Raw genomic sequence first — 20,166 nt, forward strand, 5'->3', positions numbered from 1 at the left:
GTCGTTGGGAGGTCGGGGCGACAAACCACCTGCGAGGAACAGTCGTTGCGCCTTCTAGCCTCCTAGCGTCCCCCCCTCCTCCGCCTTCAGCTGCCCGCAGGCGGCCAGGATGTCCTCCCCCCGGCTCTTGCGCAGGGTGGCGGTGAAGTTCTTGTCCAGCAGGATCTTCCGGAACGCCTCCACCGCCTCGGGCCGCGGCCTCTCGAAGGGGCTGTCGCCGTGGGGGTTGTAGGCGATCAGGTTCACCTTGCACCGCACGTGGGACAGCAGCTTCACCAGCCGCCGGGCGTCGTCCGGCGAGTCGTTCACCCCGCCCAGGAGCACGTACTCCACGGTGTAGCGGTCCCGGGGGGGCAGCGGGCTCTCCCGCAGGGCCTCCAGGAGCTCCTGGATCGGAAACCGGCGGTTCACCGGCATGATCCGGTCGCGGACCTCATCGGTGGTGGCGTTCAGGCTCACGGCCAGGCTTCCCAACATCTCGGGCGGCAACCGCCGGATCCGGTCCGCCAGGCCCGCGGTGGACACCGTGAGGCGACGCCGGGTGATGTTCAGACCGTGGTCGCTCGACAGGATCCGGAACGCCCGCACCACGTTGTCGAAGTTGTGCAGGGGCTCGCCCATGCCCATGAACACCACGTTGGTGATCCGCCGATCCGGCCCCATACGGGCCTGCCCCACCACGACCTGGGCCACGATCTCTCCGGCGGTGAGGTGGCGACGCAGCCCCAGGGTGCCGGTCCGGCAGAACGCGCAGCCCATGGCACACCCCACCTGGGTGGACACGCACTGGGTCACCCGGCCGTCGTCCGGCATCAGCACGGTCTCCACCCGCTCGCCGTCCGCCAGCTCGAGCAGAAGCTTCACCGTGCCGTCCCGGCTGGTCTGCTCGGCCGCGATCCGTGGCAGGGCGGCCGTGGCCTCCCGGCCCAGCCGCTCCCGCAGGGCGGCGGAAAGGTCGGTCATCTCCTCGAACCGGGTCACGCCCTTCTTGTAGAGCCAGTTCATCACCTGCCGGGCCCGGAACCGCTTCTCCCCCCACCTCTCGAAGACGCGTTCCAGGCCGGGCAGGTCGTGGTCGAACAGATCAAGGGCCGTCATCGGTCGTGAGGAACCTTGGATCGAAGAGGAGTTGCGACATCCCTGCCGGACTCGGCTTTATACCGTGGGCCGCAAACGACCGTCAAACCTGGGAGGTTCCCGGCTTGACACGGCCCGGTCAAGGGGATAAAAGGCCCCTTCAACACACGTCCGCCGGTGCCCCACGGGGCTGAAAAGGGAAGTGGGGTGAGAATCCCCCGCGGACCCGCCGCTGTGAGCGAGGACGACGGGCCACTGGTGCCACTGGCCGCTTCGCGGCTGGGAAGGCGGCCCCGAGGACGAATCGCGAGCCAGAAGACCTGCCGGACGGACTCCCCTTGCACGCAGCTCCCCGGGTGGATCGGGAGAGAGGGGAAATCGGGTGCTTCGAATACGGGAAGCCCACTCCCCCGGAGTGGGCTTTTTGTTGTCGCAGAGGCCCCAACACGGGGCCTTCGCCTCACCCCTTCGGGGATTCGCGGCCTTCCGACCAACGACCGCTGTTACGAACTTAACCGGAAAGCCCCCTTCGGCCCTGGGGGCCCTACGACGGGGAGAGTAACTTTCCCTGAACCGGGTAGTTGCGGCGGGCACGGGGCCTGCTTCCGGCCGCGCGCGAAGCCGGGCACCGAGATTCGCCGCGCAGGCACGAGGCATCAGCGGTGGCTTCATGACCGTTCGGCCGGCACGAACGATTTCGCGGTGCGAACGTGGGAGGCCCTGCGCGGCGAGCCAAGGAGCCGCGCGGCGCTCCAGCAGACCCCGTGCCCCCTAGCTTTGGCGCGGTTCCAGAGCCGCCCGGCCGCCCAGCTGCCTAGCCGCCGAGCGGGCCGAAGGCCCCAGACCGACGACCGTTGACCGTTGACCGAAGACCGTTGACCGAAGTTACGAAGTGACATGGAACACACCGTGGCCATCGCCTCTCCCATCGAGAACACAGCGCCCGAGCCGCCCCTGGCCGTCGAGGCCCGGGGGCTGGTGAAACGTTTCGGCCGGGTCCGGGCCCTGGACGGCCTGGACCTGCGGCTCCGAACGGGCGAGATCTACGGGTTCCTCGGGCCCAACGGCGCCGGCAAGACCACCACCATCCGCATCCTGACCGGGCTCCTGCGCCCCGACCGGGGCGAGGCCCGGGTGGGCGGCGCCGACGTGGTGCGCAACCCGGTGGCGGCCAAGGCCCAGATCGGGGTGGTGAGCCAGCAGCTCAACCTGGACCCGGACCTGACCGTGGCCGAGAGCCTGGAGCTCCACGGCATTCTCCACGGCATGCCCCGGGCCGAGCGCCGGGCCCGGGCCCGAGAGCTCCTGGAGTTCGCCGGGCTCGCCGACCGGGCCGACAGCCTGGGCCGAACCCTGTCGGGGGGCATGAAGCGGCGGGTCACCATCGTCCGGGCCCTGCTGCACGAGCCCCGGATCCTGTTCTTGGACGAGCCCACCGTGGGGCTCGACCCGGCCACCCGCCGGAGGCTGTGGGACCTGATCCGGAGCGTGAACCGCAGGGGCGTGACCGTGCTCCTGACCACCCACTACATCGAGGAGGCCGAGTTCCTGTGCCATCGGGTGGGCATCCTGGACCGGGGCCGGCTGATCGAGGAGGGGACGCCCCGGGAACTCCTGGAGGGCCTGGGCGAGTACGCCGTGGACCTGGTGGAGGATGGGGGAACCCGCACCCGGTTCTTCCCCACCCGGGAGGCCGCGCTCGCGTTCCTGCGCCACGACCGGGCAGGGGCGGGCCTGCGCCGCACCAACCTGGAGGACCTGTTCCTTCAGCGCACCGGCCGGAGGGTGGACCCGTGAACGGGGTGAGGGGTGTCCTGTACCGGGAGCTGCGCATCTACCGCAGGCGCTGGAAGAAGCACCTGGCCTCCTACGCGGTGTCGCCGTTCCTGTTCCTGGTGGTGTTCGGCTGGGGCCTCGGCCGGCACGTCGAGTTCGACGGGGTGGGCTACCTGGCCTTCATGATCCCGGGGCTGGCCACCATGGCCAGCATGACCCAGAGCTACGGCACGGCCACCGAGATCAACATCGCCCGGTTCTACTGGCGCATCTTCGAGGAGTTCCAGATGGCGCCGATCCCGGCCTGGGAGATCACCCTCGGCGAGGTGGTGTACGGCATGCTCCGGGGGATCGCGGCGGCGGTGATCGTGTACCTGCTGGCCTGGCCGTTCGGCATCCGGCCTCCGGCCAGCCCCCAAGTGGCCGGGTTCTTCCTGCTCCACACCTTCACCTTTGCCTCGGCCGCGGTCACGGCCGCCATGGTGGTGCGCAGTCACGCCGACCAGGGGCACATCAACACGTTTTTCATCGTGCCCATGTCGTTCCTGTGCGGCACCTTCTTCCCCCTGGATCGCCTGCCCGGGTGGGCCCAGACCATCGCCTACGGCCTGCCGCTGACCCACTCGAGCCTGGTGATCCGGGCGGCCAGCCTGGGCACCCCCGTGCCCGGGATCAATGTGGTCGCCCTGACCGGCTTCGCCGCGGTCTTCTTCGGCTCGGCCGTGTGGGCGGTGAGGAGGAGCAGCTGTTGACCCGGCGACAGAACAGGCTCGTTTTTCCGGGGGATGGGAGCTGGTTCCGGCCGTGCGTGAGTTGCAACATCCGACTTACGCTGCATCCGACACTCAGCCGATGCTCGCCTTGCCGACGGACCACGAGGCGCTCTCGCGGATCGGGCCACAACAGCGCTTTGCAGGCCGGGCTGAGTGCCGGATGCGGCGACTCTAGGAGCCACGCCCGGCGCTCCACCAGATCCCATGCCTCCGGGTCACCAGCGTGTCGTTGGGTCCCCGACCGACGACCGTAGACCAGCGACCGACAAATCAGGAGCCCCGTCATGACCCAGCTCGGAACCTTCTACGGCATCGGGGTCGGCCCCGGCGACCCGGAGCTGCTCACGGTGAAGGCCGTTCGCGTGCTCCAAGAGGTGGACGTGGTGTTCGCCGCGGGCCACGAGCGATCGGGCCGGAGCGCCGCCCTGGAGATCGCCCGACCCCACCTTCGGCCGGGCTGCCCCGTGGTCACCCTGCCCTTCCGGCACACCTTCGAGGACGTGCGGTCCCGCGAGGTGCACCGGGATCACGCCCGAAGGGTAGTGGACGAGCTCCGACGGCCCGCCGCGGCCGCGTTCCTCACCCTGGGGGACCCCATGACCTACTCCACCTTCACCTATCTGCTCGAGGCCGTCCGCGAGCTCGAGCCCCGGGTGCCGGTGGAGGTGGTGCCGGGCATCACCTCGTTCGCCGCGGCAGCGGCAGAGGCGCGCGTTCCCCTGGTGGAGGGCGACCAGACCCTGGCCGTGGTGAGCGCGGCCCGGGGCACCGCCGCGGTGGAGCGGGCGCTCGAGGCCGCCGACAGCCTGGCCATCCTCAAGCCCTACCGGAACACGGCCGAGGTGTGCGACCTGCTCGAGGCCCGGGGCCTGGGCGGGAAGGTGGTGTTCGCCTCCCACTGCACCCGGCCGGGGGCCCTGGTGGCTCGGGGGGTGTGCCAGGCCCGGACCCACGCCAACGGGTACATGAGCCTGTTCCTCGTCCGGCCGGGGGAGGACCGCACCCCGTGACCGCTCGGCCCGGCCGGGTGATCCTGGGGATCGCCCTGGTCCTTCCGCTGGTGTTCCTGTGGGCCGCGGGCATCGGCTCGTCAGGCCTGGGCTCGTCCGACCTGCTCCGGGCCCTGGCCGAGGCGGCCGGGCTGATCCCGCCCACCCTCGACCCCGTGGATCGCACCATCCTTCTCACCGTGCGCCTGTCGCGGGTGTGCCTGGCAGGGCTCGTGGGTGGGGGGCTGGCCGTGGCCGGCGTGGTGTTCCAGGGGATCCTGCTGAACCCCCTGGCCGACCCCTACACCGTGGGGGTGTCGTCGGGCGCGGCCCTGGGCGCGAGCATCGCGATCCTGGCCGGCCTGGGCGGGTACACGGCCTGGGGGCTCGGGCTTCTTCCCGTGTTCGCCTTTGCCGGCGCCCTGGCCGCCCTGGGCGCGGTGCACCTGCTGGCCTCGGACCGGGACTTCGGCTCCGGAAACACGCTGATCCTGGCCGGGATCGTGGTGAGCACGACCCTGTCGGCCGGCATCAGCCTCCTCAAGAGCCTCAACGAGGACAGCGTGTCCTCCATCGTGTTCTGGATTTTGGGCAGCTTCAACGGCCGGAGCTGGGCCCACGTGGCGTTCTCGGCCCCCTACGTGTTCGCCGGTGTCGTATGGGCCTGGTGCCTGGGCCGGGACCTGGACCTGCTGGCCCTGGGGGACGAGTCGGCCCGCCAACTGGGGGTGGACGCCGCCCGGGCCCGGCGGTGGCTCCTGGTGGCCGCGTCGGTCATGACCGGCGCGTGCGTGGCCGTGAGCGGGGTGATCGGGTTCGTGGGCCTGGTGGTGCCCCACCTGCTCCGGATGGTGCTGGGGCCGGGGCACCGCAGGCTCGTGGTGGGCTCGTTCCTGACAGGGGCCTCGCTCCTGGTGCTCGCGGACGGGCTGGCGAGGACCGTGCTGCCGGGGGGCGAAGAGCTGCCGGTGGGCGTGGTGACGGCCCTGGTGGGGGGCCCCTTCTTCTGCTGGCTGCTGCGGTGGAGCCCCCGGAGCCGCAGGGCGGAGGCGCCGTGATCTCGGTGCGGGACCTGTGGGCCGGGTACGGCCGCGAGCCGGTGCTGCGGAGCGTGGACCTTCAGGTGGACCACGGCGGGTTCCTGGGCATCCTCGGGCCCAACGCCTGCGGCAAGTCCACCCTGCTGCGGGTCCTCACGGGGGTGCTGCGGCCCCAACGGGGCGAGGTGCGGGTGGGGGGGCTCGACCCCAGGGAGGCCGCCCCCCGCAACCTGGCACGGGTCGCGGCCACCGTGCCCCAGTCCACCTGGATCCCCTTCCCGTTCACCGGGTTCGAGGTGGTCATGATGGGCCGCCACCCCCAGCTCGGCCGGTTCGGCCGACCCGGCCCGCCCGATCGGGAGGCCGTGCGCCGGGCCATGGCCGACACCGACACGCTGGGGCTGGCCGACCGGCTGATCACCCAGGTCTCGGGCGGCGAGCGGCAGCGGCTGGTGCTGGCCCGGGCCCTGGCCCAGGAGGCCCCCCTGCTGCTGCTGGACGAGGCCACGGCCGCCATGGATGTCCACCGACGAATCGACGCCTTCGACCTCCTGGCCCGGGTGAACGCCCAGGGCACCACGGTGTGCGCCGTGATGCACGACCTGAACCTGGCCGCCCTGTACTGCCGGCGCCTCGTGTTCCTCAAGGAGGGGAGGGTCTGGGCCGAGGGCCCCACCGAGCGGGTGTTTTGCAAAGAGATCCTGGAGGCGGTGTACGAGACCCCGGCCGAGGTCTCCGTGCACCCGGCCACGGGCCGGCCCCATGCCGTGTTCCTGCCGCGGGCCCGGCGGGGCGGGAACCAGAGACCAGAAACTAGAAACTAGAGACTAGAAACTAGCTTTTCAGCCTTCAAGCGGGCCGAAGGCCCCAGACCGACAACCAACGACCGAAGGTTACGAGAAGATGAAGAGGAGACTCTTTTGGGGGCTGCTGGCCCTTCTTCTGCTGGGCCCCCTCTCCCCGGCCCTGGCGGCGTGCATCGTGGACGACACCGGCACCCGGGTGTGCACCGACGGCTCGCCGCGGATCGTCTCGCTCTACGGCGCGTACACCGAGGTCCTGTGGGAGATCGGTGCGGGGGACCGGATCGTGGGCCGCACCCGCCACGACGACACCGTGCCCCAGCTGCGCGGGGTCCCCTCGGTGGGCACCGGCCTGCGGCCCAATGTCGAGTACGTCCTGGCCCTCCGGCCGGGGCTGGTGGTGGCGCGGGCCGGCCGGGCCGCGGCCCGGGCCGTGGCGACCCTGCGGGAGCGGGGGCTCACCGTGGCCGCGTTCGACCCGCGCTCGATCGACGACGCCCTCGGCGTGATGGAGCGTCTGGGGGTGCTCACGGGCCGCGTGGCCCAGGCCCGAGAGCTGGCCGGCCGGCTACGGGCCGAGGTCGATCGGGTGCGCACAGCGGTCGCCGACGCCCCCAGGGTCCGCCTGGTGTACGAGATCCGGGGCCAGCCGCTGACCGTGGCCGGCACCGACGGCCTGATCCACGACATCATCGTGGCGGCCGGCGGCGAGAACGCGGTGCGGGTCCCCAAGAAGCTCCTCACCCTGGACGTGGAGGCCCTCCTCCGGCTCGATCCCGAGGTGTACGTGATCCAAGAGGGCCCCATGAACCGCAACCCGCCGCCCCTGTCCGAGCGCCCCCTGTTCCGCGAACTGCGTGCGGTGCGCGCAGGCCGGGTGCTCACGGTGGCCGAACGCGAGTTCGCCCGCCCCGGCCCGGGGCTGGCCCGGGCCGTGCGCACCCTGGCCCGGTTCCTCCACCCCGACCGGGTGCCGGACCGGGCCGAATGAGCGAGGAGCGCTCCTCATTACCATGAACCCGGCGGAAAAACAGACCCTATCGCTCCCTGCTCGGAGGGGCAAGGGGCCTGCCCCCGGCACTCGCGCCCGGCCGGAAACAAAACATATCCGAGTTTGTCTTTTTTATTCTTGACACGGGGATCGGAAACGCTTATCTTTCGCGCGACTTTTGGATACGGGTCCGGTTTGGACCCGGGAGGAGGCGCCCGTTGGAGACCCTGATCACCCTATTCCCCACCCTTGTGACGGCCGTGGTGCTCACCACCCTGACCCTGGCCCCTGAGGCGGCGTACCGGTTCGCCCAGGAGAGCCGACGGCGCATCGCCGAGCTTCGGCGCACGTTGCGGAGGCGGGAGCCCGAGGCGCCCCGTCGGGTCGTACGAACCTACGGCCGCTCCTGGTGTGAATAGAAAAACCGGCCCTCGGGCCGGTTTTTTCGTGCGGATGGTAGGACGTTGGGACGGCCCCGCGTCCTACCTCTCCGACAAACGAACCTCCACACGCTTCGTTTCTCCCCCCCTGCGGAACACCACTTCGACCTGGTCCCCCGGCCGGTGGGCCTTGAGCACCCGGCCCAGGTCCGCGAGGCTCCGGACCTCGGCACCCCCCACCCGATCCACCACGTCCCCCGCCCGCAGGCCCGCGGCCTCGGCCGGAGAGCCGGGCGTGACCCCGGACAGGCGCACTCCGGGGCCCGGAAACGCGAAGTCGGGCACCACGCCCAGCGTCACCCGCCGCCCTCCTGACCGCTCCGGGGACCGTTCGGCGCCGGACGATGTCCCCCGGGTGAGGGGTTCTCGCCGGTCGGCCAGGTAGGCCACGAACTCCCGGGCCACCTCGGCCACCCGCACCAGCCCATCAATGTCGATCTTGTCCGGCGTGTCGGTGGGGCGGTGGTAGTCTGGGTGGGGTCCGGTGGTGAGCTGCACGGCAGGGACCCCTGCCTCCACGAAGCTCACCTGGTCGCTCCCACCCTCGTCCCGGGCCACCGGCTCCACCCTCACCCCGGTCACGTACCCCGCGCCGTTGGCGATGTGGACCCACTCCCGGGCCGTGCCCGTGCCCAGCACCAGGAGCCTGCCCCCACCCAGCCGACCCACCGTGTCCAGGTTCACCATGGCCACGATCCGGCTCACCGGGAACGGCCGGCCCGCGGCCACGAACTGCTTCGATCCCAGACGGCCGGCCTCCTCGGCCGCGAACGCCACGAACACCACGCTCCGGGCCGGGCGGGCCGCGGCCACGACCCGGGCCAGCTCCAGGAGCACCGCGACCCCGCTGGCGTTGTCGTCGGCGCCGGGGTGCACACGGCCCCGGTCCCCTGCGTGGGCATCGGGCCAGCCCCGGCCCAGGTGGTCGTAGTGGGCCCCCACCACGACCGCCGTGGCCGAGAGCTCCGGATCGGTGCCCCGCACCAGGCCCACCACGTTTCGCAGCCGGACCTCGGCCTCGGGCTCTCCCCCGCGGGCCCGGAACTCCTGAAACCAGACGCCGTCGTCGCCCCCCGGCTCGAGTCCGGCCTCGGCCATGCGCCGGGCGATCCACTCCGCCGCCTCCGCCAGCCCCGGCGTGCCGAACCCCCGCCCCTCCCGCTCGGGCGCTGCCAGGAACTCCACGGTCTCCCTCAAGCGCTGGGCCGAGAACACCGGAGCCGGCCGGGCCAGGGGCTCCCGGCGGGGCAGCTTCGCCCGGGCCGCCGGGGCGTCGGCCAGCTGGGCCGTCAGGGGGGAGTCGCTCACCGGCCACCGACCCTTGGCCGTGTTGGTGGGCTCCTCCCCTTCGAACACCAAGAAACTGTACTTGTGGTAGTGGGGCAGCTTCCGGGCGAGCCCGGGCAGGGCCTCCGGAGGAGCCGCCGCGAACGCCACCACCTCGGCCGAATTGCCGGGCCGGCGGGTCACCAGCACCACCGAATCCCCCGGCCGAAGGGCGCCGTTTCCATCCCAGGCCACCCCGCCGTCGGAGAACACCACCCCGTGGGTCGCGGCTGCCTCGGCGAACCGCGGCCGGTGGCGGTTCTCCCACCCCAGGATCCAGACCGCCCCCTCCTCGGGGAACGGCTCGGTGTCCGGCAGGATCTCCCAGCGCCCCTCCTGGCCGGCGGCCCAGGTCCGGGCCGCCTCTTCGTAGGCCCGGCGCAGGCGGGCGTCCGCCGCCGAGGGCAGGAGCACCGTGACCCGATCGGCGCCGAACGCCCCGCTCAGGGCGGGCGGGATCTCCCCCGGATCCAGCCTGCGGAAGCAGTCGTAGGCAGGGTCCACGTCCACCCGCAGGGGACGCCGGTCGAACCATCCCTGCCACCGGGCCCACCGCCCGTCCGTGTCGAGCTCGATCCAGCGGGCCCGGGGTTCCCCCTCCACCGTCACGGCCACCGGAATCCGCAGGGGGAAGGCGGGGCCGGGTTGGCGCTGGAACACGGACACCCGGAGCTTCCACCGCCGCCCCCGCCGCACGGCCAGCGCCTCCCTCAGATCGAGGTCCGGGGCCCCGGCCCGATCTACCCAGGCCCGGAAGAACCCGGCCAGGTCCTCCCCAGCGGCCTGTTCGAAGGCCGCGCGCACGTCCTCCCAGGAGGCCCGGCGGAACCGGTTTCGCCGGTAGAAGGTGCGCAGCGCCGCCACGAACGCCTCGTCCCCGAGCCTGCGGCGTAGCATGTGGAACACCATGAGCCCCTTGCCGTACCCCACGGCTTCGGTGGTGGCGCTGTGCCGGGCGGTGAACTCCCGCAGGGCGAGGTCCCGGCCCCGGGCCGCGTAGTCCGCGTACTTCTGAAGGGTGGCCTGCCGGTACTCCGCCCCCTGCCCCCGCCCCTCTTGGATCAGGTGGTCGGCCAGGTACGCGGTGAGCCCCTCGCACCAGTTACCCGACGCATAGTCCACGAACACCCCGTTCCCCCACCAGTCGTGGAGGATCTCGTGGGGAAACGAGGAGTGCAGAATGAAGGGAAACCGGATGATCCGGGGCCCCAGCAGGGTGAAGGAGGGCATGCCCCACCCGGTCTCCCAGAAGTTCTCCACCAGGGCGAACTTGGGGTAGGGGTACGGCCCGAGCAGCGCCGAGTACATGGCCAGGTAGGAGCCGCCGGCCTCCAGGTACTTGCGGGCCAGGGCGGGATCGGGCTGGCGCAGGTACACCTGCATCTCCACGGAGCCGGAGGGCCGGCGGTAGGCGGTCCAGGGGCCGGCCACCAGAAAGATCTCGTCCTGGGGCGCCTCGCAGGTCCACCGGGCGGGGCCGTTGCCGCCAGCCTCGCCTCCCCCCTGGCTCACGGCCATCCATCCCGGGGGCAGGTCCACTCCCAGCCGGAACGTGACCTGCCCGTCTCCGGTGTCCGGATACCACCCGCTCTCGCCCGCCAGGTACACCCCCTCGTCCGAGATCAGCCCGGGCGTGGTCCGGAACCCCCGGGCGTACCCCTCGGGCCCGGAAAGGGAATGGCGGATCGCCCCCCGGTACCGGAGCCGGAAGGTGCGGGCGGGCTCGTCGAACCGCAGGCGGTACCGGACCCGCACCCCCTCCTCGTCGCCCAGGAGCTCGGCCGAGTCGGTCTCGATCCGGAGGTCTCGATGCAGCCAAAACCCCACCTCGGGGACCGGAGCGGGCAGGGTCACCCGGTCCTCGGCCTCCAGGGTCCCGGCACGGGGATCGAGCCGCACCCGCAGGTCGTGGTGCACGGTGCCACCGGCCCAGCAAACGGCCGCAAGCCCCACCAGAAACAGGGAGAGGAAGAGGGCGCGCATGGGGCTAACCACCCAAAGCTCTTGCCACGGCCGCCAGGAACTCGCGCTGGGCGAACGGCTTGGCCAGCACCGGGTGCTCCGGTCGGGCCAGGTTCGCGGCCAGGTCCTCCCGGCCCGTCACCAGGACCACCGGCAGCTCCGGCGCCACCCCCTGAATCAGTCGGTACACCTGGGTGCCGTCGAGCTCCGGAAGCACGAGGTCCAGCACCAGCAAGCCCACCGGCTCGTCCTGCTGCAGGCGGTCCAGGGCCTGAAGTCCGGTGCGCGCCCGCTCGACCCGGTACCCCGCGGCCTCCAGCCCCAGGACCATCAGATCGGCCACCCCCTCCTCGTCCTCCACCACCACCACGACCCGGTCGGTGAGGGGATGGGCCGCGGCGCTGCCCCCGGCCCTCCGCCCGGCGGGCGGGGTCCCGGGATCCGCCGCTGGAAGCCACAGCCGGAACACGCTGCCCTCAGGACCGGAGGTCTCTAGTTCCAGGGAACCGCCCCAACCGGTCACCCCGGCGTGGGCCTCGGCCAACCCCAGGCCGACCCCGTCCCCCGCCTCTTTGGTGGAGAGAAACGGCTCGAAGACCCGGTCCCGGATCGCCACCGGGATCCCGGAGCCGGTGTCGGCCACCCGGATCTCGATGCCGCGATCGGCCACCCGGTCGCTGGACCGGGCCGCCAGGGTCAGGGTGCCCCCCGCCGGCATGGCGTCGCGGGCGTTCAGGCACAGGTTCAGGAGCGCGGTGGTCAGGAGCGACCGGTCGGCCCGGGCCGGGGGCAACCCCGGCTCCACGTCCATCACCAGGGTCACCGTCTTGGGGAGCGTGTGGTCCAGCAGCACCCGGATCTCCTCCAGGCACTCCTTCACGCCCACCGACTCCACCCGCCCCCCCTCGCGGCGGGCCACGGCCAGGAGCCGGCGCGTTATCTCTCCCCCCCGGCGGCAAAGGCCGCTGATCCGCTCGAACTCCGAGTGGGGCACCGAGCCCTCCGGCACCTCCAGCCGGCCCACGTACGCACACCCCAGGATGCTGCCCAGGATGTTGTTGAAGTCGTGGGCCACGCCCGCGGCGAGCCGCCCCACGGCCTCCAGAACCTGGGCGTGGCGGAGCCGGTTCTGGAGCCGTTCCCGCTCCACCTCGGCCGCCCTCTGGAGCGTCAGATCTACCAGCTGGCACAGCACGTGGAGGGGCCGCCCCTCGGCGTCCCGCACCAGCGCCGCATGGGTCTCCACCCACACCTCCGACCCGTCGGGCCGGAGGTAGCGCTTGCGCAGACTGTAGGAGTCCACCTCTCCGGCCACGAGCCGTCTCAAGAACTCCTCGCTGGGGCCTCGGTCCTCGGGGTGGGTGAACTCGGCGTACCGGCGGCCCACCAGCTCCTCCGCCGTCCGGTCCAGCATGCGGCACAGGGAGGGGTTAACCCGGACGAACACCCCCTCGGGCGTGGCCAGGCTCATCCCCACCGGCGCCAGATCGAACGCGGCGGTCATGTGGGCCTCGGCCTCCCTCAAGGCCTCCTGCCCGCGCTTCGCCTCGTCGATGTCGCGCACGCTGGCCACCACCAGGTCGTGGCCCGCCACCCGGGCCCGCCGCAGGCACACCTCCACCCAGAACAGCCGGCCGTCCCGGGCCCGCGCCCGCCACTCGAACCGCTGGGGGCCTTGCTCGCCGGCCCGGCGCACCCACTCGGCCGCCTCCCTCTGGGAGTAGGGAGGCTCGCCCTCGCTCAAGTCCCCCACCTCCATCCCGAGCAGTTCCTCGGCCGGCCAACCGTAGAGGTCGCACGCGGCCCGGTTCACGAACACGATCCGACCGTCGGCCGGATCGTGCACGAACAGAGCCTCTGCCACGGCGTCGAGGAGCGAGGCGTGGAATCCGAGCTGCTGGGAGAAGGGAGCCGACACGGGTGGCGAAACAGCGGGCCCGGGACGGTTCACCCGCCCCGGGCCCGCAGCAAGGCTACTGTCCGGCCGGCGGGGGAGTAAACGTGCGTTGACCGGCCTCCTGATCGAGCATCAGGAGGCCGCGGCCGTCGCCCTCGACCCGCCGGACCTTGGCCAGCCAGGCCGAGAAGTTGGCCTCCTCCTCCACCTGCTCGGTGACGAACCACTGGAGGAAGATCCGGGTGGCGTGGTCGCTCTCGGCCATCGCCAGGTCGGTGAGGCGGTTAATCATGCCGGTGACCTTGCGCTCGTGCTCCAGGCCGTACTGGAACACCTCGGTGAGGGAGGCATAGTCGTTCTTGGGCTCGGGGACCGCCGCCATCCGGGCCCGGCCCCCCGCCTCGCAGATGTAGCGGTAGATCTTGTCGGCGTGGGTGAGCTCCTCCATGGCCTGCACCCGGAAGAAGCTGCCGAAGCCGGGCAGGTCCTCGGCCTCGCAGTAGGCCGCCATGGCCAGGTAGAGGTACCCGGAGAAGAACTCGTTCTTCATCTGCTCGTTGAGCGCGTCCTGCACCTTTTGGCTCAGCATGGAATCTCCTCCTTATGCTGGGGAAAGGCCGTTGGCGGAGGTCGTCGGTCGTCGGTGGGGGGCCTTCGGCCCGCTAGGCGGCTAGGCAGCTAGGCGGCCGGGCGGCTCTCGGATCGCGCCCACGCTCGGGGGTATGGGTTTCAGGGATCAGAATTCAGCGGACCGAAGACAGGAAAAGACCATGGGCGCACTCCTGCATCCGACGTTGCACCCTGTTCTCTGAACTCTGTCTTCTGGCTCCTGAACCGCAGGCCCCATGCCTCCGGCGTGAAGGCTCCGGACCAACGAACGTCACCCTATCCCGTTGTGGGGCCCCGCAGGGGCCTGACGAGGCCTCCCGGCCTCCTAGCGTTCTAGTGGGCCGAAAGCCCGACCTCAAAGTAAGGTTGCCGAGGTGCCGGGGCGTGTCAAGGCCGCCGGCCGGCCGGGCTCACCCGGTACCGTTGGGCGAGCCTAGCCTTCCAGTCGTCCGGTTTCGGGTCGCGCCCTCCCTTGCGGGGCCGGGACCGCGGCCGATCCGACCGCATGGACAGCGAGATCCGGCCCCGGTCCCGATCCACCCCGAGCACCCGCACCCTGACCTTCTGGCCCACCCGAACCACCTCGGCCGGGTCTTCCACATACCGGTCGGCCAGCTCCGACACGTGCACCAGCCCGTCCTGGTGGACCCCCACGTCCACGAACGCCCCGAACCGGGTCACGTTGGTCACCACCCCCGGCAGCTCCATGCCCTCGCGAAGGTCGTCCAGGGTCTGGACCCGCTCGTCGAACCGCACCGGATCGAACGCCTCCCGGGGGTCCCGGCCGGGCTTTCGGAGCTCGTCGAGGATGTCGCGCACGGTGGGCAGGCCCACGTCCCCCTCCACGTAGGCCTCGGGCCGGATCCGGTCGATCAGCCGGTCGTTCCCGATGAGGTCCGCCACCGGCACGCCGAGGTCCCGGGCCATCCGCTCCACCAACCCGTAGCGCTCGGGGTGCACGGCCGAGGCGTCCAGGGGATCCTCCCCACCAGGGATCCGCAGGAACCCGGCGGCCTGCTCGAAGGCCTTGGGCCCCAGCCGGGGCACCTCCAGTAGGTCCTGCCGTTGCCGGAACGGACCCCGCTCCCGGCGGTGGGCCACGATGTTTCGGGCCAGCCCCTCGCCCACCCCGGCCACGTACCTGAGCAGCGACGGGCTCGCCGTGTTCACGTCGACCCCCACCCGGTTCACGCACCACTCCACCACCCGGTCCAGGGCCTTCTTGAGCCGGGTCTGGTTCACGTCGTGCTGGTACTGGCCCACGCCGATAGACTTGGGGTCGATCTTCACGAGCTCGGCCAACGGATCCTGGAACCGACGACCGATGCTCACGGCCCCCCGAACCGACACGTCCAGGTCCGGGAACTCCTCCCGGGCCACGGCCGAGGCGGAGTACACGCTCGCCCCGGCCTCGGACACCATGAGCACCCGGCATCCCCACTCGGGGTGCTCGGCCAGGAGCGCCCGCACGAACCCCTCGGTCTCCCGGCCCGCGGTGCCGTTGCCCACCACCACGAACTCGGGCTTGTGGCGGGAGATCAGGCCGGCCAGGGTCTGCCGGGCCTCGTCCACCCGATTCTGGGGCGGATGGGGATAGATCGGCTTCCACTCCAGCAGATCGCCGACCTCGTCGAGGGCCACGACCTTGCAGCCGGTGCGAAAGCCCGGGTCGATCGCCACCACCCGCCGTCTGCCGGCCGGGCTCTCGAGTAGCAGGTGACGCAGGTTCTCGGCGAACACCTCGATGGCGGCCTCGTCCGCCCGCGCCTTGAGCTCGACCCGCACGTCCACCTCAATCGAGGGGGCCAGGAGCCGGCGGTAGGCGTCTCCCACGGCCTCGCGCACAAACCCGGCCCAGATCGACCCCGGGGTCTTGACGAACCGCCGCTCCAGGTCCGCCAGGATCTCCGCCTCCGGCGCCTCGACCCACACCCGCAGCACCCCCTCGTCCTCACCCCGCCGCACGGCGAGCACCCGGTGGGACGGCACCTTGGGAATCGCCTCCCGGAACTCGTAGTAGGCCTCGAACTTGGTGCGCTCGGCCTTGCGCTCGGGCAGGACCTCGCTCCGGAGGAACCCCTTCTCCCAGGTGAGCCGCCGGACCCCGGCCCGGGCCTCGGGGTCGTGGGCCACGGTCTCAGCCACGATGTAGGCGGCCTGGGCCAGGGCCTCGTCGGGGGTGGTCACCTCCCGTTCGGGGTCCACGAAGGCCGAGGCGATCTCGCGTACGTCGCCCCGGAGGTCTTCCTGGGCCAGGGCCCGCAGGGCCAGGGGCTCGAGACCCCGCTCCCGGGCCACGTCGGCCCTGGTCCGGCGGCGGGGCTTGAACGGAAGGTAAAGGTCCTCCACCTCCTGCTTGGTGGCGGCGGCCCGGATGCGGGCGGCCAGCTCGTCGGTGAGCTTGCCTTGGGCCTCGATGCTCTCGATCACCGCGGCCTTGCGATCCTCGAGCTCGGCCAGGTAGCCGTACCGATCCCAGACGGCCGCGATGGCCACCTCGTCGAGGCTGCCCGTGGCCTCCTTTCGGTAGCGGGCCACGAACGGGATCGTGGCCCCCCCGGACAGCAGCTCCACCACGGCCCGGACCTGCCCGGGCCGCAGCCCCTGGTCCGCGGCCACCTGCCGCAGCAACGACTCCTGAATCAAATGAACACTCCTGGGGAAACCCCGTCAGGCCCCTGCGGGGCCGGGCAACGGGGAAGGGTAACTCTCGTTGGTCCGGGGCCATTGCCGGCAGCGGGGCATGGGGCCTGCGGTTCAGGAGCCAGAAGACAGAGTTCAGAGAACAGGGTGCAACGTCGGATGCAGGAGTGCGCCCGTGGTCTTTTCCTGTCTTCGGTCCGCTGAATTCTGATCCCTGAAACCCATGCCCCCGAGCGTTGGCGCGATTCGAGAGCCGCCCGGCCGCCTAGCTGCCTAGCCGCCTAGCGGGCCGAAGGCCCCCCACCGACGACCAACGACCGAAGTTACTGGGAAGGTGCCGTCCCCCCCTCACCGGAACTGCGACACGAAGTTCTGCATGGAACGGTCGTAGGTGCGCTCCACCTCGGGCTTGAAGTAGCAGGCCACCATCTGGTTCTTCGACCGGTGGTACGCGATGCACTGGCAGCACAGCCCGTGGCGGGGGCATCCCGGGTAGGTGCAGGTGCACTGGGCCTCGTTCTTTTCCTTCTGACACTCCATGACGCGGACCTCCGTTGGAACGTTAGGACGTTGGGACGCTCGGCGGCTTGCCTTGCCGCCTAGCTGCCCAGCCGCCTAGCTGCCTAGCGGAGGCGAAGCCTCCTAGCCGCCCGTATCCTAGGCAACCGGTCGGGCGGGGGCAAGGGAGCCGGAACCGGGGGGCGCGGGTTCGTGCGGATTGCCACAACAAAAACGCGGTTTGTTGTCACAGGGTCACAAGGCCACACGACCCAAGCCACGGCGAGAGTCAAACAGCATAAAGCCATTTTATAACACACGAATCCCTTGCTGTTGCAGGAGGTTTCAGGACCAGGAAACGTTTTCCTCTGGACTTCCGGTTGACACCAAACGGGCCTTTCGCATAAGGTCCCCGCCGACCTGCCCCGGGTCGGCCCAAGGGAGGAGAGGCCGTGGACCAGAAATGGGTGCTCGATCACGCCTACGTCATCTTTTTCCTGGCCGTTGGCCTGGTGGTGGCCGCCGCGCCGTTTCTGGTGTCGGCCCTGATGGCCCCCCGCGTGTTCTCCCGCAAGACCTCCGACACCTACGAGTGCGGCATGGACCCCATCGGACCCGCCTGGATCCGTTACGGGGTGCTGTACTACCTGTACGCCCTGATGTTCCTGGCCTTCGACGTAGACGTGCTGTACCTGTTCCCCGCAGCGCTCGCCTACCGCAAGGTCCCCGGGTTCGGGGTGGCGCTCGAGGTGATCCTGTTCGTGGCCGTCCTGGCCCTGGCCATCGTCTATGCCTGGCGCAAGGGAGTGTTCACGTGGCCCCGAAAAATCCAGACGCGGTGAGCCCGGCCTGTCGGCTGTGCCCCTCGTTCGACCCGGGCCCCGGGTACGAGTACGAGACCCTGCCGCCCCGGCTCCGGAACCCCGCCATCGACGCGGTGATCAACTACTGCCGGGCCAACTCCATCTGGCCCATGACCTTCGGCCTGGCCTGTTGCGCCCTGGAGATGATGGCCGTGGGAATGGCCCGGCTCGACATCTCCCGGTTCGGGGCCGAGGTGTTCCGGCCGAGCCCGCGCCAGTGCGACCTGATGATCGTGGCCGGCACCGTGAACAAGAAGATGGCTCCGGCCGTGCTGACCTTGTACGAGCAGATGACCGCGCCCAAATGGGTGATCGCCATGGGCAACTGCGCGATCTCCGGCGGGCCGTTCGCGATCCCCGAGAACTACAACGTGGTGGAGGGGGTGGACCGCTTGATCCCGGTGGACGTGTACGTGCCGGGGTGCCCGCCGCGGCCCGAGGGGCTCCTGGAGGGGATTCTGCAGCTCCAGGAGAAGATCTCGGGCGTGCGCCACCCGCTGCCCCAGACCAAGGGACGGTTCCGGCCCAAGCGCGACCCCGAGGCCGGGAGGTGGAACCCCCATGACGCCTGAGGAGATCCGGCAGGTGCTCGAAGCCATCGGCGCCGAGGCCTCCCTGGCCGACCACCCGGCCAAGGGCGTGCACGTGGAGGCGTGGGTGCCGGCCGATCGAGTCCGCGACGCAGCCCAGGCCCTCCGGGACCGGGAGTTCCTGATCGAGGACGTGATCGGCGTGGACGCGACGCCCGAGATGATGGTGGTGTACCACTTCCACCGCCTGGAAGGGGGCTGCCGGGTGCGGCTCCGGGTCCGAGCCGACCGGGAGACCCCGCGGGTGCCCACGATCCAGGACATCTTCCCCGGCGCCAACTGGCACGAGCGCGAGCAGCACGACTTCTACGGGGTGGAGTTCGAGGGCCACCCCGATCTCTCCCCCCTGATCCTGCCCGAGGACGCGGGGGACCTGCGGCCCCTGCGCAAGGACGAGAAGAAGCTCAAGAGCCTGGACGACCTCGTCCCGCCGCCGGCTGACCAAGGGGAGGCGTCATGATCCCCCGGCCCGACCCGACCCTGGAGACCCTGGTCCTCAACATGGGCCCCCAGCACCCCAGCACCCACGGGGTGCTCCGGGTGGTGCTGAAGCTCGACGGCGAGTACGTGCTCGAGGCCCACCCGGTCATCGGCTACGGCCACCGCATGCACGAGAAGATGGGCGAGGTGCGAAACGTCAGCGGCTTCTACGCCAACGTGGGCCGCATGGACTACGCCGGCGCGCTCTCGTTCGGCCACGGCCACGTGCTGGCGGTGGAGCGGATGCTCGGGATCGAGGTGCCGCCCCGGGCCGAGTACATCCGGGTGATCACCACCGAGCTCAACCGCATCGCGAGCCATCTGTTGTGGTTCGGGGCGTTCCTGTTGGACCTGGGGGCGTTCACCCCCATCCTGTACTCGTTCGACGACCGGGAGTACATCCTCGACCTGCTGGAGCACGTGACCGGTGCCCGCCTCACCTTCAGCTACTTCCGAGTCGGCGGGGTGAACCGGGACCTGGACGAGAGGTTCATCCAGGGCACCCGGGTGTTCATCCGGCGGATGCGCAGCCGGTTCGAGGTGTACCACAAGCTGGTCACCGGCAACGTGATCTTCCGCAAGCGGGTCGAGGGCGTGGGGGTGATCTCGCCGGACATGATCCGCAAGTACGGCGCCACCGGCCCGGTGGCCCGGGGCAGCGGCATCCCCTACGACATCCGCCGGGTGGAGCCCTACTCGGTGTACTCCGAGTTCGACTTCGACATCCCCACGTTCCCCGAGGGCGACTGCTTCGCCCGGTACCGGGTGCGCCTGGCCGAGATGGAGCAGTCGCTCCGGATCGTGGAGCAGGCCCTCGACCGGCTGCCCGACGGGCCGATCATGGCCGAGAAGGTCCCGAAGAAGCTCAAGCTCGGCCCCGGCGAGGTGTACCAGGCCGTGGAGGCGGCCCGGGGCGAGCTGGGGTACTACCTGGTGGGCGACGGAACGGACGTGCCCTACCGGCTCAAGATCCGGCCGCCGTCCTACTCGAACTTGAGCCTGCTCAACGAGCTGGCCGAGGGCGTGCTGCTGGCCGACCTGGTGGCCATCATGGGCAGCCTAGACCTGGTGATCCCGGAGATCGATCGGTAAGGCGCGCTTCGCGCGCCGCGGGGACGCTAGGACGTTGGGAAGTTAGGAGGCTAGGAGGCCGTTCGTCGGTAAGTCGTAGGTCGTAGGTGGTTGAAGGTCAACGACGAACGACCTACGACCGGCGACCTACGGAACTTCACACGACGAACGGCAGTTCAACGATTCACGATTCCCGGCTTCTGAGCCACTGATCAACACAGATTCACACTGATTTGGGGGAGCTTTGAACTTGGATTGGCACCGCAACACAACAAGGGCGCACAAACGCACTGACGCACATCTAACGCTATGGTGCCGTAACACAAGAACAGGGTGCG

At 70.7% G+C, this 20,166-nt stretch carries 17 protein-coding genes and 1 riboswitch; of the genes, 11 read left to right on the forward strand and 6 right to left on the reverse strand.

Features of this window, described 5'->3' with window-relative positions; translation table 11 throughout:
- Positions 1-54 precede the first annotated feature (54 nt).
- Complete coding sequence (rlmN, locus tag DEFCA_RS0107280) at positions 55-1,098, reverse strand: 23S rRNA (adenine(2503)-C(2))-methyltransferase RlmN (RefSeq protein ID WP_025322369.1); 1,044 nt, start codon at positions 1,096-1,098, stop codon at positions 55-57.
- Between the two features lie 137 nt (positions 1,099-1,235).
- Positions 1,236-1,419, forward strand: a riboswitch (cobalamin riboswitch).
- A gap of 555 nt (positions 1,420-1,974) precedes the next feature.
- On the opposite strand from rlmN, the gene DEFCA_RS0107285 reads away from it, so the two are divergent.
- The 7 genes from DEFCA_RS0107285 (at position 1,975) to DEFCA_RS0107315 (ending at position 7,868) form a co-directional block, all read left to right on the forward strand.
- Entirely contained in the window at positions 1,975-2,874 is a 900-nt protein-coding gene (locus tag DEFCA_RS0107285) for an ABC transporter ATP-binding protein (RefSeq protein ID WP_084318919.1), read from the forward strand.
- Complete coding sequence (locus tag DEFCA_RS0107290; RefSeq protein WP_025322371.1) at positions 2,871-3,605, forward strand: ABC transporter permease; 735 nt, start codon at positions 2,871-2,873, stop codon at positions 3,603-3,605. The genes DEFCA_RS0107285 and DEFCA_RS0107290 overlap by 4 nt, the downstream gene beginning before the upstream one ends.
- A 305-nt stretch (positions 3,606-3,910) precedes the next feature.
- Positions 3,911-4,636: a precorrin-2 C(20)-methyltransferase gene (cobI, locus tag DEFCA_RS0107295; protein ID WP_025322372.1), complete on the forward strand. Its 726-nt coding sequence runs from the start codon at positions 3,911-3,913 to the stop codon at positions 4,634-4,636.
- Positions 4,633-5,673: a FecCD family ABC transporter permease gene (locus DEFCA_RS0107300; protein ID WP_169709491.1), complete on the forward strand. Its 1,041-nt coding sequence runs from the start codon at positions 4,633-4,635 to the stop codon at positions 5,671-5,673. The genes cobI and DEFCA_RS0107300 overlap by 4 nt, the downstream gene beginning before the upstream one ends.
- Entirely contained in the window at positions 5,670-6,479 is an 810-nt protein-coding gene (locus DEFCA_RS0107305) for an ABC transporter ATP-binding protein (protein ID WP_025322374.1), read from the forward strand. The genes DEFCA_RS0107300 and DEFCA_RS0107305 overlap by 4 nt, the downstream gene beginning before the upstream one ends.
- A 79-nt stretch (positions 6,480-6,558) precedes the next feature.
- Complete coding sequence (locus tag DEFCA_RS0107310) at positions 6,559-7,449, forward strand: ABC transporter substrate-binding protein (RefSeq protein WP_029733724.1); 891 nt, start codon at positions 6,559-6,561, stop codon at positions 7,447-7,449.
- A 218-nt stretch (positions 7,450-7,667) separates the two neighbouring features.
- Positions 7,668-7,868 carry a hypothetical protein gene (locus DEFCA_RS0107315; RefSeq protein ID WP_025322376.1) on the forward strand — a complete coding sequence of 67 codons (201 nt, stop codon included), beginning with the start codon at positions 7,668-7,670 and terminating at the stop codon, positions 7,866-7,868.
- A 63-nt stretch (positions 7,869-7,931) separates the two neighbouring features.
- Here DEFCA_RS0107315 and DEFCA_RS0107320 read toward each other — a convergent pair whose 3' ends face one another.
- The 5 genes from DEFCA_RS0107320 to DEFCA_RS0107340 form a co-directional block, all read right to left on the reverse strand.
- Complete coding sequence (locus DEFCA_RS0107320) at positions 7,932-11,198, reverse strand: M20/M25/M40 family metallo-hydrolase (RefSeq protein ID WP_035802881.1); 3,267 nt, start codon at positions 11,196-11,198, stop codon at positions 7,932-7,934.
- Positions 11,199-11,202: 4 nt separating this feature from the next.
- Positions 11,203-13,095: a hybrid sensor histidine kinase/response regulator gene (locus tag DEFCA_RS0107325; RefSeq protein ID WP_025322378.1), complete on the reverse strand. Its 1,893-nt coding sequence runs from the start codon at positions 13,093-13,095 to the stop codon at positions 11,203-11,205.
- A gap of 55 nt (positions 13,096-13,150) precedes the next feature.
- Complete coding sequence (locus DEFCA_RS0107330) at positions 13,151-13,663, reverse strand: ferritin (RefSeq protein ID WP_025322379.1); 513 nt, start codon at positions 13,661-13,663, stop codon at positions 13,151-13,153.
- 407 nt (positions 13,664-14,070) lie between these two features.
- A complete protein-coding gene (locus DEFCA_RS0107335) occupies positions 14,071-16,329 on the reverse strand; it encodes a Tex family protein (protein WP_025322380.1) in 2,259 nt (752 codons plus the stop codon).
- A gap of 345 nt (positions 16,330-16,674) precedes the next feature.
- Positions 16,675-16,866 (reverse strand): DUF6485 family protein, encoded by a 192-nt coding sequence (locus DEFCA_RS0107340; protein ID WP_025322381.1) that lies wholly within the window; start codon positions 16,864-16,866, stop codon positions 16,675-16,677.
- Between the two features lie 410 nt (positions 16,867-17,276).
- On the opposite strand from DEFCA_RS0107340, the gene DEFCA_RS0107345 reads away from it, so the two are divergent.
- The 4 genes from DEFCA_RS0107345 to DEFCA_RS0107360 are packed head-to-tail and all read left to right on the forward strand — an operon-like array spanning position 17,277 to position 19,849.
- Positions 17,277-17,666, forward strand: a complete 390-nt coding sequence (locus tag DEFCA_RS0107345; protein WP_025322382.1) for an NADH-quinone oxidoreductase subunit A — start codon at positions 17,277-17,279, stop codon at positions 17,664-17,666.
- 59 nt (positions 17,667-17,725) lie between these two features.
- A complete protein-coding gene (locus tag DEFCA_RS0107350) occupies positions 17,726-18,259 on the forward strand; it encodes an NADH-quinone oxidoreductase subunit B (protein WP_051463317.1) in 534 nt (177 codons plus the stop codon).
- Complete coding sequence (locus tag DEFCA_RS0107355) at positions 18,249-18,737, forward strand: NADH-quinone oxidoreductase subunit C (protein WP_025322384.1); 489 nt, start codon at positions 18,249-18,251, stop codon at positions 18,735-18,737. Before DEFCA_RS0107350 ends, DEFCA_RS0107355 begins: the two co-directional genes overlap by 11 nt.
- On the forward strand, positions 18,734-19,849 hold the full coding sequence (locus DEFCA_RS0107360) for an NADH-quinone oxidoreductase subunit D (RefSeq protein WP_025322385.1): 1,116 nt from the start codon (positions 18,734-18,736) through the stop codon (positions 19,847-19,849). Before DEFCA_RS0107355 ends, DEFCA_RS0107360 begins: the two co-directional genes overlap by 4 nt.
- Positions 19,850-20,166 lie beyond the last annotated feature (317 nt).

The organism is Deferrisoma camini S3R1 (assembly GCF_000526155.1).
In the GTDB taxonomy this organism is placed as follows: domain Bacteria; phylum Desulfobacterota; class Deferrisomatia; order Deferrisomatales; family Deferrisomataceae; genus Deferrisoma; species Deferrisoma camini.

Coding starts and splice junctions, on each gene's coding strand:
- rlmN (WP_025322369.1), bottom strand. CDS start 1,098: ATGACGGCCCTTGATCTGTTCGACCACGACCTGCCCGGCCTGGAACGC.
- DEFCA_RS0107285 (WP_084318919.1), top strand. CDS start 1,975: ATGGAACACACCGTGGCCATCGCCTCTCCCATCGAGAACACAGCGCCC.
- DEFCA_RS0107310 (WP_029733724.1), top strand. CDS start 6,559: ATGAAGAGGAGACTCTTTTGGGGGCTGCTGGCCCTTCTTCTGCTGGGC.
- cobI (WP_025322372.1), top strand. CDS start 3,911: ATGACCCAGCTCGGAACCTTCTACGGCATCGGGGTCGGCCCCGGCGAC.
- DEFCA_RS0107340 (WP_025322381.1), bottom strand. CDS start 16,866: ATGGAGTGTCAGAAGGAAAAGAACGAGGCCCAGTGCACCTGCACCTAC.
- DEFCA_RS0107330 (WP_025322379.1), bottom strand. CDS start 13,663: ATGCTGAGCCAAAAGGTGCAGGACGCGCTCAACGAGCAGATGAAGAAC.
- DEFCA_RS0107360 (WP_025322385.1), top strand. CDS start 18,734: ATGATCCCCCGGCCCGACCCGACCCTGGAGACCCTGGTCCTCAACATG.
- DEFCA_RS0107320 (WP_035802881.1), bottom strand. CDS start 11,198: ATGCGCGCCCTCTTCCTCTCCCTGTTTCTGGTGGGGCTTGCGGCCGTT.
- DEFCA_RS0107355 (WP_025322384.1), top strand. CDS start 18,249: ATGACGCCTGAGGAGATCCGGCAGGTGCTCGAAGCCATCGGCGCCGAG.